This window comes from Burkholderia sp. IDO3, assembly GCF_003366075.1.
GTDB classification, from domain to species: domain Bacteria; phylum Pseudomonadota; class Gammaproteobacteria; order Burkholderiales; family Burkholderiaceae; genus Burkholderia; species Burkholderia anthina.
This window is the reverse complement of the sequence record NZ_CP028962.1, coordinates 1,600,354-1,616,206: the sequence shown is the minus strand read 5'-3', so window position 1 is coordinate 1,616,206 and position 15,853 is coordinate 1,600,354. Positions and strand designations below refer to the sequence as shown.

Here is a 15,853-nt window from a genome sequence, read left to right as displayed (position 1 = left end):
GCCGCACCGTGACCCGCATCGACAGCCGCGACGCGCCCCCGCTGCCGACTCGGGACGACGCGGGGCCCGCGCGCGGCACGCGCCGCTTCGACTACGCGGCGCTGCTGGCCGCGCGCCGCACGGTGGCGCGCCCGGTATCCGATGCGCCGCCCGCGTCGCGGGAGCCGGACGACGCCGGCGCCGAACCCGATCCGTCGCCCGCGCCGCACGAGCACGTGCCGCTGATCTCGAACGAGCGCGACACGCCCGCGCCGGACACGTGGCCAACCCCCGCCGAACGCGCCGAATGCGAGGCGATCGCCGCGCGCATCGCGAGCGCCGCCACGCCGATCGCATCGGTCACGCTACAGGAGCGGCGCGATCACCTCGGCCTGCTCGGCGTGCTGTCGCGCGAGGTCGCGGCGTTCTGCGGCGATCCCGCCGTCGCGGCCGCCGGGCAGTGGGAAGCGCAGGTCGTGCTGAACGACCGGATTCTGCCGGCCACCGAACTGCAGGTGTCGCTTTCGCATTTCGACCTGCTGCTTCGGTTCGATACGCAGGATCGCGAAGCCCGGCAGTTACTCTTGGCCCACAGCATCGCGCTCGAGCACGAGCTCGACGCGATGCTGCGTGCATGGGGGCAGCCGCGAACCGTTCGTCTCACGGTGTGGTGAGCGCCCCGCATGAATCGCCTCGGCGCAGGGGCCGCTTGCGCGGGCCAACGGCGGCATTTCTTGGCAAGGGTTGAAACTGATTCGTCATTCGATTACGCCTGACGGCGACGCCGTCGCCGCGCCGTTCGCGCTGCCCCCGCTCGATGCGGCGAGCGCGCACGCGTCGCGCCGGCTGTTCGACGCACGCTTGCCGGTGTTCCTGCGCGACACGCTCGGCGTGCGCGATTTTCGCCGCGGCTTCGCGGCCCACGCCCCGGACTATGCCGATCCGGCGTTCGCGGAATTGCGGGTCGACACGCCGGCCGGCCCGGTGAGCGCGCATCTGCTGCTCGATCTCGAACGCTACCCCGCGCTGGCGGTCTGCGCGTGGTCCGAGGCGCAGGCCGCCGATCGCCGCACGAGCCCGGAGCTCACGCTGCGCAATGCCGTGGCGAACGTGCTGTGCACGCCGCTGCTGCGCTGCCTCGACACGCTCGGCCTGAAAGACGTGCAGATCGTCGCGGTCAGGCGCGGCGCGTGGCCCGCACCGCGTCCGGACAGCGTGACCGTCGCCCTGTCGCTCACGCTGCGCGACCGGCGGCACGACGCGCGGGTGCGCTTGCCCGGGCGCTGCATCGAGTGGCTGGACGGCTGCCTGGCCAGCACGGCCAGGCTCGCGCGGTTCGACGCGTCGCTGCGCGTGCCCGGCAGCCTCGTGCTCGGTACGAAACCGCTGTCGGTCGACACGCTGCAGAGCCTGCGCGGCGGCGACATCCTGATGCGCGCGCTCGCCCCGTCGCTCGATGCCGCGTGGCTGCACGCCGCAAGCGCGGCGCCGGACGACGGTTCGCCGGCCGTTGCCCGAGCCGTCGCGCTCGCGACCTGGGGCAGCGCGGGCCTCGCGCACTGCCAGGCCGCCGTGGCGCTGCAACCCCGAACGATCACTTTGTTGAAGGAACCCGTGATGACCGAAAGCACCGTCCTGGGCACCGCGGAAGCCGGGCTGGACGCGCCGGAAGCCGAACGTGCCGTCGAAGTGGGCGAACTCGAGCTGCCCGTGCAGTTCGTCGCCGATACCGTGGCGCTGACGATCGACGAGGTGTCGTCGCTCGCGCCCGGCTACGTGATCGAGCTGCCGACCGCGATCGCCGACCTGACGCTCAAGCTGGTCGCGCACGGCCAGGTGATCGGCTACGGCGAGCTGGTGGGGATCGGCGAACACGTGGGCATCCGCATTCTTCGCATGGCGCACGAGCATGGTTCAGTACAGTGACCTGTCCGGCCTGCTGCTGATCGTCGTCGCGATCGGCCTGTTGCCGTTCGTCGCGATGGTCGTGACGTCGTATGCGAAGGTGGTCGTCGTGCTCGGCCTGCTGCGCAATGCGCTCGGCGTGCAGCAGGTGCCGCCCAACATGGTGCTGAACGGCATCGCGATCCTGGTGTCGGTCTACGTGATGGCGCCCATCGGCATGATGGCCGCGAAGACGCTGAACGGCCAGACGATCTCGCCGCAATCGTCGCAGGCCGTGATCCAGGCGGCCGACGCGGCGCGCGAGCCGTTCCGCCAGTTCCTCATCAAGCACACGCAGGAACGCGAAAAGCGCTTCTTCATGCGCTCGGCGTCGATCGTGTGGCCGAAGGAGGAAGCGCAGGCGCTGAAGGAAACCGACCTGATCGTGCTCGCGCCGGCGTTCACGCTGACCGAGCTCACCGATGCGTTCAAGATCGGCTTCCTGCTGTACGTGACCTTCATCGTGATCGACCTGATCATCGCCAACGTGCTGCTGTCGATGGGGCTGAACCAGGTGTCGCCGACCAACGTCGCGATCCCGTTCAAGCTGCTGCTGTTCGTCGTGATGGATGGATGGTCGGCGCTGGTCCATGGGCTCGTGCTGACCTACAAGTAACCGGACCGGAGCCGCCATCATGGACGTCGATTCGCTGGTTCACGCCGCCACCCAGGGCATGCTGCTGTGCCTGACCGTGTCGCTGCCGTTCGTGATCGCGGCCGCCGCGGTCGGGCTCGCCGTGTCGTTCGTGCAGGCCATCACGTCGCTGCAGGATCAGGCGCTGCCGTTCGCGATCAAGCTGATCGCCGTGACGATCGTGCTGGTGATCGCCGCGCCGCTGTCGTGCGCGGCGATCCTGCATTTCGCGAACGAGATGATGCGCACGGCATTTCCGTCCTGACGCGAGGCCGCCATGACCCGGATTACCCAGCACGCCGCGGAGATCGCCCGGCAAGCGGCCGTCGCCGCGCACAAGAAATCGGCGAAACCGCGGCGTTCGAAGCCCGCCGGGCAATTCGCGACGCTGTATCGCGGCACGCGTTTCGCGCACGGCGGCCCGCCGGGCCAGCAGAGCGCCGCGCACGCGCAGCGCACCAGGAAGATGGCCGCGCGGCTCGCGCGCCGGCGCCGTCCGGCCCGCGGCAAGCGCGGCGCCGTGGGCTCCGACGGCGCGGAAGGCGCCGATGCGGCCGGGGAACCGGCGGAATTCGAGGTGCAAGGCGACGAACCCGAACGCCACGGCGGGCACGGCGGCGGCCGTGGCGGCCAGGGCGACGAACAGGACGACGAACAGGACGACGCGCCGCCGCGCGCCGCCACGTTCAAGAGTGGCCGCCGCCAGCCGGCGGCGGCGATCGCACGGCCACCGGCGCCGGTGCTGCCCGCGCCCGATCGCGACCTCGATCCGCACGCGCTGCGCGACGCATGCGCGCGCGAACTGCTCGCGCTGCAAAGCGAGCTGGCCGCGCAGCCGGGCGCCGGCGTCGCCGCGCGCGTGCATGCGTGGTCGGCGCGCTGGCTGGGCATGCAGCGCGACGGCGTCGCGCTGCCCGAGGCCGATATCGAGAAGCTGCGCGCGCATCCGGCTCCGCGCCGCGACGCGGCGGGCGGCGCCCCGCCGCTGCCGGACGCGGCGCGCGACTTCAACCTGCTGGCCGGGCTGTTGCTGCGCCAGTTCGACCGCCCGCGCACCGCCCGCCAGTGCGAGTGCGCGCTGGATACGCTGCGCGCGCTGCGCCGCACGCCGTAGCGCGGCGTCGCCATGCGAATGCTTCGTTCGAAACGCGAAGTCTTCGCATCCGGGGCCGGCCGCTCGGGTTTAGCCTCTACATTGACAGCGTGACGGACGATCTTCGCCCGTCGCGCACGTACCGCGAATTCGGCATACGGACCTGATATCGATTGAACGCCTTGCTCATGAAACAGCTACGGATACTGACGGGATTCCACGCGGGAGCGATGTTGCAGCTCACGCCGGGTCAGCATCGGGTTCATGGCGGCGCCGATGCGGACATCCGGCTGACCGACTGGACCGGCGCCGACGTGACGCTCGACGTCGATCCGTCGGGCGTCGTCCGCGCATCGACGCGCGTCGACGTGCCGGCCGGCGAGCCGGCGCAGGCCGACGGCGCGGCAACCGCGACGGCGATCGAGGACGAAACGGTGATCCTGGTCGATTTCGTGCCGATGCGCTTCGGCGAGACGATCCTGTGCGTGGGCCCCGACGATACGCCATGGCCATCGGATCTCGACCTGCTGTCGACGTTGCTGACCCGCCCGGCCGATGCGCAGGCCGACGCCGAACGGCGCACGCGGCGCCGCTATTACGGCGCGCTCGTCGCATGCGTCGCGGTCGGCATCGTCGCCGGCACCGTCGTGCTGCTGACCACCGCGCCCGACAGCGAGGCCGCGCTGCGGCACGGCGCTGACTACCGGACGACGCGCATCCAGGACGCACTGGCGGCGGCCCACATGACCGAGCTGCAAGTGCGTACGGTCGGCGGCACCAGCGTCGTGACGGGCATGGTCGCGAACCTGTCCGACGATCAGCTGGTGCGCTCGACGCTGGCGAAGATCGCGTCGAAGGACATCGTCCGGAGCTATGACGTCGCGCAGAACGCGGTCCACAGCATCGAGGATTCGCTCGGCATCGCCGGCGTGCGCGTGAAGTATCTCGGCAACGGCGCGTTCGCGATCACGGGCACCGTCGACAGCAAGGCCGCGCTCGACAAGGCCGTCACGCGCGTGCGTGCGGACCTCGATTCGAACATCCGGCGGTTCGACGTGCAGGTGGACGAGCACCCCGGCCAGGCAGCAGCGCCGGCCGCCGGGCAGTATTCGGAGATCGTGTCGTCGGACTCGGTGCAGTACACGCAGACGCCCGACGGCATCAAGCATATCTACATGACGGAGGCGCCGGCGGATCCGGCGCCGGCGTCGGGCGTGCCGGTCGCTTCGGGCGCCGACGTGCCCTCCGTCGACGGCAGCACGATCGCGCGCAGCGCCGAGCAGGTGCACGCGGCGCCCCGTCCGGCTGCACCGGACTCCTGAAATTTCATCGACCTCGACCAGGACCAGCGACATGTACGAGCCCATCACGCCTTACGCCAAGCAGTTCGACAACCTTTCCGCGCTCGTCAGGGATCCGGCCGCCGCGCCGACGATCGAGAAGATCCAGCGCGCGCTCGTGGAGGTCGCCGAAAACATCAACAACGCCGCACCCGGCTCCGACACCGACAACCGCAACCGCGCGACGCTGTATCGCGGGCTGCTGGCGGCATCGCGCGTGATCCACCAGATCCGGCAAGCCTGACGGCATTCGCTTCCGTTCTGTTCCGTTGCGGCCATCGTCGCGCGAGAACGGTTTATTGCAGTACCGCAGTTCCTTTCGTCATTTCTCAAGGAGAAACAACATGGCAGGCGCATTGGCAGGTGCAGGTGCAGCAGTCAGCAGCATCGAACAATCCACGGCAGCACAGACCGCGATCACGCAAGCGAGCTCGGCGGCAGCCACCGCCCAGGCATCGAACAACGCACAGCTGAATGCGGCGACGGCGGCAGCCAACGCCACCAATTCGGCAACGGGTTCGCTCAAGGACATCGCGAAGAACCAGTAACGCGATCCGCACGCCGTCTTGCGGCTCCTTCGTCGGCGCAACGGGCCGGCCCGGGCGGGTTTCCGTCCTGCCGGCACCGTTGCGCCGGCCCCTTCCGCTCATCCCCGCTTCCGCCCTTCTTCACGCTCATGAGCGATCCTCGCTACCTCGAACTCGTCGCCCAGTTCTGTGCGGTCGTCGGCCTCCACGATGTCGAATACGTGCAGGAAACGGGGTCGGTCGAGGTCGAAGGCTTCGAGGTGCGCCTCGAGCACGTCGAACGAGACGAACACGCGCTCTACGCGAACTTTCATTTCGGCACCGTCACGGCGGGCCGCACGCTGCACATCTTCCGGTTGATGCTGGAAGCCAACCTGCTGATCTATGCGCAGGACCAGGCCCAGCTCGGCATCGACGCCGACACCGGTTCCATCGTCCTGATCCTGCGGCTGCCGTTCGAGCCGGACTTCACCGGCGCGGATCTCGCGGACCTGCTGGCGCACTATGCCGAGCACGGCCGCTACTGGCGGCAGAACATCATCGAGTCGAGCGACGAGATGTTCGAAGGCATCGCGTCCGGCGAATTCTTCTGGCTGCGGGCGTGACCCCGTGACGCGCCGATTCGCGTCGCACACGCGCGCCGCGTCCCACCCCTCGCCGCTTGAATCATGGCCCGATATCGGCGCGCTGGGCCAGGCTCAGCGCGCTCCATTCGAGCAGCGCGACGAACCCGTCCGGCACCGCGACGACGGTCCAGCGGCGATACGCATGCGCGATCGCGCCCGGCGCGAACGCATGCCGCTCGCGCCAGCCGACCGCGCGCCGCACGTAGAGCACGCTGCCGCCGACGTGGGCGATGCACTCGTGCAGCCCGTTGGCCCGCACGCACGTCATCACGTCGTCCACCGGCCGCGTGAAATCGAGCGTGCGGTCGGCATCGGCCGGCTTCGGCCAGTGGCTGCCGCCCGTTTGCGGCGTGCGCGCGGCCCACAGCGCGTCGAAGCCGTGCGCGACCTGCCGCGCGAGCCGGCAGCCGGCCATCTGCACCTTGAGCTGCAGGCTTTCGTGGCATTCGTCGGCGGCGAGCGCGAAGCGCTCCTGCGCGAGGATCTCGCCGGTGTCGAACGCGGGCGCGATCCGGTGGCAGGTCACGCCCCACTCGCGGTGGCCGTCGCGGATCGCGCGCAGCAGCGGATACGGGCCGCGCGCGTCGGGCAGCGGCGACGGATGGAAATTGATCGCGTGCCGCACGTACGTTGTCCAGTCCGGTATCCGCCAGCCGTAGCCGGCGACGACGAGCACGTCGCAGTCGAGCGCGCGCAGCGCGTGCAGCGCGGCCTCGTCGATCCGCGACAGTTGCAGCGGCAGGCCGTGACGCGTCGCGTACGACACGATCTCCGCATTCGAATTCACCTGGCCGTCGGTGACGAAGCTGAACAGCGACACCGGCTTCCATCCGGCGCTCGCGAACGTCTCGAGCATGCCGTGGAACAGGTCGAATCCTGCGAAAGCGAAGCGCATGCGATCTCTCCATCGGGGAACGGCGGCCACGCGGCGCCGCGCATCCGCCAGCATGTCATGCCGCGCCCGCGCGCTCGCGCGGCGCGGCGAATCCGCCGACGCCTGCGCGAAGAAATTCCGTGACGCGTTTGCCGGTTCGCGCATTCACGCCGCGCCGCACGCGGTCAGGCACACTGACAAGACCGATCGATGACGAGCGATCATCATGCGATTCCCTCCGTTGACTCCTTTCGAAACCGAATGGCTGATTCTCCGTCCGCTGGTGCCCGACGATGCCGCCGCGCTCTTCGAGCAGATGCTGGGCGACGCGGAAACGATGAAGTACCTGCCGATCCTGCGCCACGGGGATCTCGCGCAAACCCATGCGTATATCGCCGAAGCGCGCCGTGGCTGGCGCGACGGGACACTGATCCGCTATGCATGCGAATGCCGCGCCACCGGGCAACTCGCGGCGGTGATCGAACTCACGCCCGATCTGCCGTGCGTGCGTCTGTCGGTCATGATCGCGAAGCGCGGCGGCACGCGACGGCGGCGCGCATGCCTGATGGCGCTGCAGGAACTGCTCGGCTGGCTGCTCGCGCAGCGCGGCGTGCAGCGGATCTACGCGCATTGCGTGACCGGCGGCCCGGCCGGCGACTGCATCGAACGTCTGGGTTTTCGTTGCGAGGCGCTGCTGAAGCGCCATGAACCGCAGCCGAATCGCGAACTGCCGATGGCCGATTGCCACCTGTACGTGCTGACCCGGTACGCCTCTCCATCCGCGCCGGCGCCCGACGCCGGCACCTGGCTGCGCGAACTGCTCCGCGATTCGACCGGCGGCAACGCGTGGCTGTGACGCACGCTGCCGGGCCGGTGGCGCCGCGCACTACTGGGCCGGCAGTTCGACCGGCGACGTCGACACCGCCGGCGCGCCCGGCGTGACGTAATCCGCGCAACCCGGATTCCGCCAGTAAGTTGCCCGAACCAACCGGCGTTCGTCGAATTGCACCTGGTACTGGCACGTCACGAAGGCGTTGCCGGGCCCGGTCCGGAACCGGATCAGGTAGTTCCACGCACGTACGCCGAACGTCCCCTCGCTGAAATGCGGTTCGTGGATCAGTAGATACACCTGGTTCTCGGTGATCCCCGGCACGATCTGCCGCAGCACGCGCGGGTTCACGATGGTGCCGTCGGCCACCCAGGCCGCGCCCGGATCGGGGAACACCGGCGCGCCGTTCGCCGCGGACTGCGACGCCGCGCTGCAGCCCGCGAGCAGCATGCCGCCCAGCAGCGCGATCGCCGCGCCGTGCATCGTGTCGATTCTCATGTCGAAGCTGGAAGTCTCGAAAGTGGAGGAAGAAGAAAGCAGTGCACGCTCAAACGCCGCGCCGCGTGCATCCCGCTCGGCAATACCAGCGGCAGCGCAGGCTGCGGCGATGCGGGCAGCCGTGCGCCGGCGCGCGCGCGCGCCGCTCGTCCAGCCATTCGCGCGCCTGCACCGCGAACCGCACGACGCTGACCACACCCGCGGCTTCGTTGCCCGATGCCACCGACGACGGGTCGTTCGTGTCCGCGCCGACGCCGGTATCGATGTCGTCCGGCGCATCGGACGACCGGCCGTGCCGGGCGATCCATCCGCGTTCGGCGAGGCCGGCTTCGAGCGCGCGCACGCCGGGGAGCGCGGCGCCGCGCTCGGCCAGCGTGCGTCCCGCGGCGGACGCGAGCGTGCCGGCACGGCGGGCCGTCGCGCTCGCGTAGCGGCCGGCCGTGCCCGCTGCATTGGCGATGACGTCCCGCGTCGAGCGAGCCGGCGGCGCAACGGCGCTCCCTCGCTGGCCGGCCGGTATCGGCGACGCGCTCGGCGGGCGCGTCGTGGTGGCGATCGTCGTGGTCGTCACTGCCGGCGTGGCGGTCGGAGCCGGCGATGCGGCATCGCGCGACGTGGGCGCGGCATTCGCCGCGGAGGCATCGGCGGTTCCGGCACCCGCGGGGGGATTCGCGGGCACGGTCATGCCGGCGAAGGCGCGTGTATCGGCCCGTGTATCGGCCCATGTGTCGGCCAGTGCTGGGTCCGAAGGCGCGCGCATCGTGCCATCGGCACCGACGTCGCCGCCCTGCACGCCTTCTCCCGGGCTGGCCGCAAACGGGTTCTCCTGCGCCCCGGCCAATGCCGGCGCATTGCCGGCGCCGGGCGCACGAAGCGCCCCGGGCAACGGGTCCGGCGCGAGCGGCAGCGCATCGTCGGCTGCGGCAGTCGCGGCCGGCTCCGGCTCGGCCGTCGCCCCGCCCTCGTCGCGCAGGATGCCCGACGTGGCGTCGTCGCCGGTCGACCCGTTGCCGGTGAGCCCCGGCAGCAGGCCCGTCGTCGTAGCCGGCCCCGCGCCCGATGAGGTGAACGCCGAGAGCCCGGCCACGTCGCCGCGCCCGCTCGCCGCACCCGACACGGTGCGCGACAGCGCCGTACCGCTGCCCGCCGCCGTGCCCGCGGGCCTGCCCGGTTGCGGCCCGCCGCCGGCGGCGCCCTTCAACTCGGCGCCACCGCCGCCGATGCGCGCGCGCAGGATCTGCAGGACGCCGCCGTCGGCCTGCGCCGCGTCCCGCGCGGCGGCCGCCCCGGGCGCACCGTCGGGCCCGACGGCGGCATCGGCCTGAGCGGCCTCAGCCCCTGAGCGAGCGGGTGGAATGTGCGAATACATGGGAAAGGACGAGCACGCGAGGATGGCGAATGCGCGCGGCCGCGACGCCACGGCGGCCCGTGTTCGCCCGCGGCGCGGCGACTATGGTTGTACGCGCAACGAACTGGCGGCACGAAAAACGGCCGGCCCCGCATCGGGATGTCGTCGCACGTGGTTGCATCGCGCGTTACCGTCCGCCGGCCGCATGCCGGACGAACGTCGCATCGCCGTCATCGGCGTACGCGGGCACGGGCATCGCCGTGCGCTGCCGCACCGGCGCGGCGCTGCGTGCGGGAGGCTGGATGAAGATGCGATACCCGACGGCATACATCGTGCGCAGGTACGCGCCGTGCACGCCGTTCAGGTGCAGCTTCTTGCGCAGTTTGTAGATGTGCTGTTCGAGCGAACGGCTGACGATGTCCTCCGGGCTGCCCCACACCGCCCGCGCGATCTCCGCCCGGCCGACGTACTTGTCGAGCTGCGAGAACAGCATCCACGCGATCGCGAACTCGCGCGACGTGAGCCGGATCACGTCGCCCGCCACGCTGACCGTCGACGCATGACGATCCAGCCGGTAAGGGCCGCACGCGAGGATCTCCTTGTCCACGCTGCTGCGCGTGCAATGCAGGCGCTTGCTGGTCAGCCGCAGGCGCAGCAGCAGTTCCGGCAGGTTGACGGGCGCGAGCACGATCTCGTCCGACTCGTAGTCCAGCAGGTCCACTGCGTCCATGCTGTCGGCCGTCGAGCAGATCACGATCAGCGGCGCGCGCTGCACGCCATAGCATGCGCGATGAACCAGCACCGGATGTTGCGGATCGATGCCGGGCTCCATGCTGACGAGGATGGCATCGAATTCGCGGCGCGTCAGCGCGCGGGCGAAGGTCGTTTCGTCGTCGAACCGTTCGACGGCTATGCCGTTTTCGGCGAGATGATTGCAAATTGCATCGCGTCGCGCCATGTCTTTGGAAAAAACCGCAAGATTCATTATCAGCTCGCTTCCTGGATGAGCAGGCAGGAAATGCGTCGTCCATGCGGGCCGGCGGGCGGCGTCTTGCGAGGAGCGATGTCATGGTTCCGACTGCAGCAACTGGACGCCCCGACTGTCGCGACACGGACACGATGCGTCGCCGACGGTGGATGCGATGGATGCAACGTACAACTCCGGCAGGCCTGCCCGGGTCATGAGTGAGAAACATCAGGTGAAGTCAGGACGATGCTTCGCGCATATGGCGAATCCCGTCATCAGAAAAATCCCGTATCGGCCCGTCGGCATGAAATACCAGGGCGCGCATTTCCTCCGGAAAAGCTGCATTGAATCCGTTTAGCTTTATTCGTAAACAAATAACCGCCGGACGGATTAACACGATTTAAACCTCTTATGCCGCCCCAATAAAAATTCATTAATTCGATTATATGGAATTCTGCTGACTCTTTCATGAAGTGTACCTGCCGAGGCAGTGTTTGCACGCGTCATGACGTCACGATTTCCGGCTGCGCCAGGTCGCGGTTCATCGCTCTCAGGTAACGGCCTTCGAGAAAGCGACACTCGTGTTTCAGCATGCCGTAGAGAATGAAGTCGGTGCGGTCGGACGCCCCTTCGCGAATCACGCCTTCGCGTCGAAAGCCGAGATTCTCGTCGAGCTGTTGCGCGGCGAGATTGTCGGCGCGGACATAGCCGCTGATCCGGTTGCAGCGCAGCAGAATGAACGGGAAGCGGAACGCCGCGCAGACGAACCCGGGCGTGATGACGTGCGGCGAGCCCGCGACGGCGAAATGCATCGCCACGTTGGGGCCGTTGTAGGCCTGATACACCACGCCGGCGACGAGCCGGCCGTCCTTCTCGAGGCCGATCGCATCGTCGTAATTGGGATAACGCGCTTCCCCCGTCAAGGACGCGACGAATTTCATCACGTCCTCGCTTCGATCCAGTATGAGCCGTCTCATGCCATTCGCGAATACACTGCGGCCGGGCGCACCGCGCCCGCCGCGACTCCAGGAACGTTCCGCCCGGCCGCCTCCCTTCCCCGGCCGGCCCGATCGCGCCAGCCTGCGTCAGACGGTGACCGTCTGACCGTTCGGATCCACCGGGCCGAGCCCGAGCTGGCTGAGTTGCTCGACCTCGCGGCCGTTCTTCGCGTCCTGCGCCTCGCCCTGGCTGCCGCGCAGGTCGCCGGCCGACACGCTCACGTCCGACGCGTCGATCGTGTCGCGGCCTTCCGGCTGGTGCTTGCCGTTGGTCGACCCGGTGTTCAGGATCTCGGCTGCGGTGCTCTTGCCGCTGTCGAACGTGATCGAACCGTCCTGATTCTGCTTGCCGATGCTCTTGCCGCTCTTGTCGTAGATGTTGCCCTGGCTGTCCATCTGCACCTGCACCGTGCCCTTGTCCGTGCTCAGCTTCACGTTGTGAAGCCCCTGCCCGGCGCCGCCCAGCCCGTTCACGCCCCCGCCCGTGGACACCGGGACGTTCGATTGCGGCAGAGCGCCGTTCTGCGGCGTGCCGTCGTCGCCCAGCGAGATCGTGATGGTCTGGCCGCCGGTCGGCGAGGCGCCCAGCCCGAGGTTGAGGTTCTCGCCGCCGGGCGTGCCGTTGCCGCCGTTCGCGCTGTCCGGGTTGCCGTTCTGCTGGTAATTCACCGGAATCGCGCCGGTATCGCCGCCGCTCCCGTTGCCGTTCGGGCCGCGCAGATCGCCCGCCGACACGCTCACGTCCGATGCGTCGATCGTGTCGCGGCCTTGCGGCTGGTGCTTGCCGTTGGTCGAGCCGGTGTCCAGGATCTCGGCCTCGGGGCTCTTGCCGCTGTCGAACGTGATCGAACCGTCCTGATTCTGCTTGCCGATGCTCTTGCCGCTCTTGTCGTAGATGTTGCCCTGGCTGTCCATCTGCACCTGCACCGTACCCTTGTCCGAGCTCAGCTTCACGTTGTGCAGCCCCTGCCCGGCGCCGCCCAGCCCGCCGTTGCCCCCGGCCTGAGGCTTCAGGAGTGCGGCCAGCGAGCTGGCGTCCAGCGTGATGCTGGCAGGCTGGCCGGACGATGTGCCGCCGGCCTGGGAATTGCCGAAGTCGGTCGGCGTGGTATTCGACGGACTGACGGTGATGGTGATATTCGAGGCCATGTCAGACACTCCTGTCTAGGATTGGAAGTATTTACCCGGCTTGCATCCCGTGCGGCCAATATAGGGGAGTGTCCGATCCGAAATTCGTACCGGTGCGTATCGACGCGCATAAATACGAAGCTAGAAATGCAATATGGCTCGTCATAATTACCTGATTAATACGCAGCACAGGGAAATAATGACCGAGTCATCCATAATCGCGCGCTTCTTCACCTATCGTCGTCAATTGCCTGACAACGCTTTTCGCGCGCCGACTCACTAGCGCCGGCCCATTGCCGAACCGATCGCCGATTCGAGATGGTCGCTCGGCGATTGCATCATCGCCCTCACGATCGCATCCGGATGCTCCTTCAGCCGCTTCTTCTCATCCTCGTCATCGATTTTCGGCCGCGTCAGATTGCCGGCCGCCGCGGTCCGCAGATGCGAAATCGCTTCCATCTTCGACATCCCGAGGTCGCGCATCAGTTGCAAGGCCGCCGCGATGTCGCTGCCGCCGTCTTCCCGCCGGTCGGCGTCGACCGCGTCGCGGTAGAACTGCTTCAGCGCCTTCTTGTTCACGCCGCTGCTCTTCATGTAGGCGTCCTGCAGCGAGTGCCGGCCGTGGCTCTCCTCGACCGCGCCGGCCACGCGCGCGGCGGCGTGCTTCTTCACGAGGTCGACCTCCTGCTTCTTTTCGCCGGTCGACTTGTTCTCGTTGATCGTGTCGTACTTGATCGGCAGGAAACGCTTGATGCGCTGCTGGCTGACGTCCTTGCGCACGTTTTCCCAACTGGCCTTTTCATCGTCGCCCGGTTCGCCTTCGAGCTGGTTCTTCAACCGGTGCTGCATCGCGCCATCGACGATCGCATCCATCTTCTTGTCGCGATAGTGCTGCTTGAGCGAATGTGCGGCCTTGCGATTGTCGAGCAGGTCGCGCCCCGACAGGATCGCGCCGCCTGCCAGCGCCGCGGGCGCGACACCGTGCGTACCGACCGCCAGGCCGACACCGGCCCCGACGCCCACCACGGACATGGTCGTCTTGATCGCGGACCGGACCACCCGGTTCTTGCCCTGTACCTCGGCGATATAACGTCCCGTCAGCACGTCGAGCATCTGCTCGCGCTCGGCGCCTTCGGGTTGGCCCAGGATCGCGACCTTCAGGTCGTAGCGCGACTGGAAATCCTTGCGCCTGGCGATTTCCGACAGCGGCACTTCGCTGCCGCCCGTCTTGACTGTCGGTTCGTCGTCGGTGGCCGGCCACTGCTTCAGCATCGCCTGGTAGCGGCTCTTGCGCATCGCGGACGAACCCAGCTCCTGCGCCGCATAGACCGCGTTCACGCTTTCATGCGCCAGTTGCAGCGCGGACGGCGCCGTGGTCGTCATGTGCGCCTTCGACAGGCCCTGCACGATGCCGCCTTCCGGCTTGGTCCGGTTCAGCAACTGCGGGACGGCGTTCTCGTTGTCGACCCGCATCCAGCGGCCGAGCTTTCGAAAAATCTTCGCGCCCGAGCTCGGGTTCGGCACGAGCTTCGTCAGCGCGACGCCGTGCGGGCGCGCCGTCGCTGCCTCGGTCGTCGTCTTCGTTGACGCGGGCGACGTTCCGTCGTGGCTTTTTCCGGGCGGCTCGTCGTCGCTTTTGCCTTTGACTTTGCCTTCGCTTTTGCTCGTGCCCAGGCCGCCCGACGCCTGTTTCGTGACGGTGGCGGTTACCGGCGACGTCGATTCGACCGTCGTCGAGTGTGTGGTCGTCACGTGCGGCGGCGTGGATGACTTCCGCGCCGGCGACACCTCGGTGCCCTTGCCGGTCGTCGACGTCGCGAGCTTCGGCTCCGCCGTCACGACCGCCTGCCCGGCCGTGCTGGTGACCGCTTCGAAATGCCGGTGCTGATCCCAGACGACGACCCGAAGCGCTCTCGCCTGCCCGGACGGACGCTCGCCGTGGAACTGACCGAGCGTCGTGACCGGATGCTCGGGACTGACGCCCGCCTGCACCACGCCCACCTGCATGTCGACGCCGAATCTCTTGTTCACGAGCGACACGAGCGCCTTGCCGTGCCCGCCCTCGTTGGCGTCGAGCAGCAGCATCTGTCCCGCTTCGCCCGTGTGGGCCGCGTCGAATTCGGCGCGAATCTCGCCCACTACCTGATGCAGCGCTGCATCGTCGAGATCCGGTGCCGCGCACTGCACCAGCGAGTAGATCGAGCAGTTGTTGCCCTTTCCGCCGTTGGGGATCGGTTCCATGTCGCGATTGGCCAGCATGGCCCGGAAGTCCTTGTTGGACGCGTGCACCGCCGCGAGTTGTTCGGCGATCTTCTCGTGCGACACGTTCGCCACCAACGGCGCGTGCTTGTCCTTGGCGGACGACTTCCCCGCTGGCGCTTCGGAGGACGATTGGGCGGATGTGACGGGCGGTGTCTCGGCCTCGCCGAAGAATTCGTCGAACACGCGGGCAAGGCGCGCCGTATGTTCCGCGTGCGGGTCCGTCTCGGCCGCGTCGGTGGTTGCGACAACCTCCGTCGTCCTGGTGGTCGGCGCGGTTTCCGTTTCGTGCAGCGTCGTAGCAACGACGGGCGGCACGTGCGACGTCCCGGACGCGTCGTCCTTGCGCGCCAGGTCGACGATCGACGGCGGTCGGCTCATCGGGCGGCTCTTGGGTTTCGCCGGATCGAGCGGCGCGTTCGAGCGCGTCGACGGCTGTTTCTGCACGGTGAATCCCGCGCGACGCGAGCCACCGGACGACGTGACAGGCGTCACGTCGGGTTGCATCACCGCATCCAGCGCGGCGTGCACGTCCTTGCTCCAGTCGGTTTCCGGCTCCGTCGCCTCGGGAAGCCGTAGCGCCGGTGCAGGCTTTTGCTTTTGCAGCCCGACGAGCGGAATCGACGGCTGCACGTTCAGCGATGTCTTCTGACTGACCACCTTGGGCGGCGCGCGGTCGGCGGTCGGCGTCGCTGTCGTGCGCTCCGATTGCCGCAACGAGGGCAATACGGTGGTGAGCTTCTTGAACATGGGAGTCTCGCGGCAGAAGGCAGGGGCAGATTCGATGCAAGCCGCTCCACGATGTCATA

The 15,853-nt window shown here is 68.4% G+C and carries 18 protein-coding genes; 11 read left to right on the top strand and 7 right to left on the bottom strand.

Annotation, left to right across the window (positions count from 1 at the left end):
- The first annotated feature begins 8 nt into the window (after positions 1-8).
- The 9 genes from sctP to DCN14_RS07430 all read left to right on the top strand — a co-directional run bounded on the left by sctP (position 9) and on the right by DCN14_RS07430 (position 6,122).
- Positions 9-653 (top strand): type III secretion system protein SctP, encoded by a 645-nt coding sequence (gene sctP, locus DCN14_RS07470; protein ID WP_096498602.1) that lies wholly within the window; start codon positions 9-11, stop codon positions 651-653.
- 70 nt (positions 654-723) lie between these two features.
- Entirely contained in the window at positions 724-1,905 is a 1,182-nt protein-coding gene (sctQ, locus tag DCN14_RS07465) for a type III secretion system cytoplasmic ring protein SctQ (protein WP_162826182.1), read from the top strand.
- Positions 1,889-2,539, top strand: coding sequence for a type III secretion system export apparatus subunit SctR (gene sctR / locus DCN14_RS07460; protein WP_096498606.1), 651 nt, complete (start codon positions 1,889-1,891; stop codon positions 2,537-2,539). The genes sctQ and sctR overlap by 17 nt, the downstream gene beginning before the upstream one ends.
- 19 nt (positions 2,540-2,558) lie before the next feature.
- Positions 2,559-2,822 (top strand): type III secretion system export apparatus subunit SctS, encoded by a 264-nt coding sequence (gene sctS, locus DCN14_RS07455; RefSeq protein WP_096498608.1) that lies wholly within the window; start codon positions 2,559-2,561, stop codon positions 2,820-2,822.
- 12 nt (positions 2,823-2,834) lie between these two features.
- A complete protein-coding gene (locus DCN14_RS07450) occupies positions 2,835-3,671 on the top strand; it encodes a hypothetical protein (RefSeq protein ID WP_096498610.1) in 837 nt (278 codons plus the stop codon).
- Positions 3,672-3,838: 167 nt separating this feature from the next.
- The gene (locus DCN14_RS07445) at positions 3,839-4,972 is read left to right on the top strand and encodes a secretion protein (RefSeq protein WP_143331619.1); all 1,134 of its coding nucleotides are present in this window, start codon (positions 3,839-3,841) and stop codon (positions 4,970-4,972) included.
- Positions 4,973-5,003: 31 nt separating this feature from the next.
- Positions 5,004-5,234: a type III secretion protein gene (locus DCN14_RS07440; RefSeq protein ID WP_096498614.1), complete on the top strand. Its 231-nt coding sequence runs from the start codon at positions 5,004-5,006 to the stop codon at positions 5,232-5,234.
- A gap of 100 nt (positions 5,235-5,334) precedes the next feature.
- A complete protein-coding gene (locus DCN14_RS07435) occupies positions 5,335-5,538 on the top strand; it encodes a hypothetical protein (RefSeq protein ID WP_096498616.1) in 204 nt (67 codons plus the stop codon).
- Between the two features lie 128 nt (positions 5,539-5,666).
- A complete protein-coding gene (locus DCN14_RS07430) occupies positions 5,667-6,122 on the top strand; it encodes a CesT family type III secretion system chaperone (protein WP_096498618.1) in 456 nt (151 codons plus the stop codon).
- Between the two features lie 61 nt (positions 6,123-6,183).
- Here the strand turns inward: DCN14_RS07430 and DCN14_RS07425 are convergent, their stop codons facing one another.
- Entirely contained in the window at positions 6,184-7,038 is an 855-nt protein-coding gene (locus DCN14_RS07425; protein WP_096498620.1) for a formyltransferase family protein, read from the bottom strand.
- Between the two features lie 205 nt (positions 7,039-7,243).
- Here DCN14_RS07425 and DCN14_RS07420 point away from each other — a divergent pair, with 205 nt between their 5' ends.
- Complete coding sequence (locus DCN14_RS07420) at positions 7,244-7,873, top strand: GNAT family N-acetyltransferase (protein ID WP_096498622.1); 630 nt, start codon at positions 7,244-7,246, stop codon at positions 7,871-7,873.
- A 30-nt stretch (positions 7,874-7,903) separates the two neighbouring features.
- Here the strand turns inward: DCN14_RS07420 and DCN14_RS37890 are convergent, their stop codons facing one another.
- From DCN14_RS37890 to DCN14_RS07410, 3 genes are all read right to left on the bottom strand, one after another.
- Positions 7,904-8,344, bottom strand: coding sequence for an outer membrane protein assembly factor BamE (locus DCN14_RS37890; RefSeq protein WP_162826181.1), 441 nt, complete (start codon positions 8,342-8,344; stop codon positions 7,904-7,906).
- A gap of 49 nt (positions 8,345-8,393) precedes the next feature.
- A complete protein-coding gene (locus DCN14_RS37885) occupies positions 8,394-9,764 on the bottom strand; it encodes a hypothetical protein (RefSeq protein WP_162826180.1) in 1,371 nt (456 codons plus the stop codon).
- Between the two features lie 115 nt (positions 9,765-9,879).
- Positions 9,880-10,494, bottom strand: coding sequence for a winged helix-turn-helix domain-containing protein (locus DCN14_RS07410; RefSeq protein WP_162826179.1), 615 nt, complete (start codon positions 10,492-10,494; stop codon positions 9,880-9,882).
- Between DCN14_RS07410 and DCN14_RS37880 the strand changes: the two genes are divergently transcribed.
- The gene (locus DCN14_RS37880; protein ID WP_162826178.1) at positions 10,483-10,881 is read left to right on the top strand and encodes a hypothetical protein; all 399 of its coding nucleotides are present in this window, start codon (positions 10,483-10,485) and stop codon (positions 10,879-10,881) included. The genes DCN14_RS07410 and DCN14_RS37880 overlap by 12 nt on opposite strands.
- Before the next feature lie 281 nt (positions 10,882-11,162).
- Here the strand turns inward: DCN14_RS37880 and DCN14_RS07405 are convergent, their stop codons facing one another.
- The 3 genes from DCN14_RS07405 to DCN14_RS07395 form a co-directional block, all read right to left on the bottom strand.
- On the bottom strand, positions 11,163-11,636 hold the full coding sequence (locus DCN14_RS07405; RefSeq protein ID WP_096498628.1) for a GNAT family protein: 474 nt from the start codon (positions 11,634-11,636) through the stop codon (positions 11,163-11,165).
- 108 nt (positions 11,637-11,744) lie between these two features.
- Positions 11,745-12,806 carry a hypothetical protein gene (locus tag DCN14_RS07400; protein WP_096498630.1) on the bottom strand — a complete coding sequence of 354 codons (1,062 nt, stop codon included), beginning with the start codon at positions 12,804-12,806 and terminating at the stop codon, positions 11,745-11,747.
- A gap of 258 nt (positions 12,807-13,064) precedes the next feature.
- Positions 13,065-15,794, bottom strand: a complete 2,730-nt coding sequence (locus DCN14_RS07395; RefSeq protein WP_096498632.1) for a hypothetical protein — start codon at positions 15,792-15,794, stop codon at positions 13,065-13,067.
- Between the last annotated feature and the right edge of the window lie 59 nt (positions 15,795-15,853).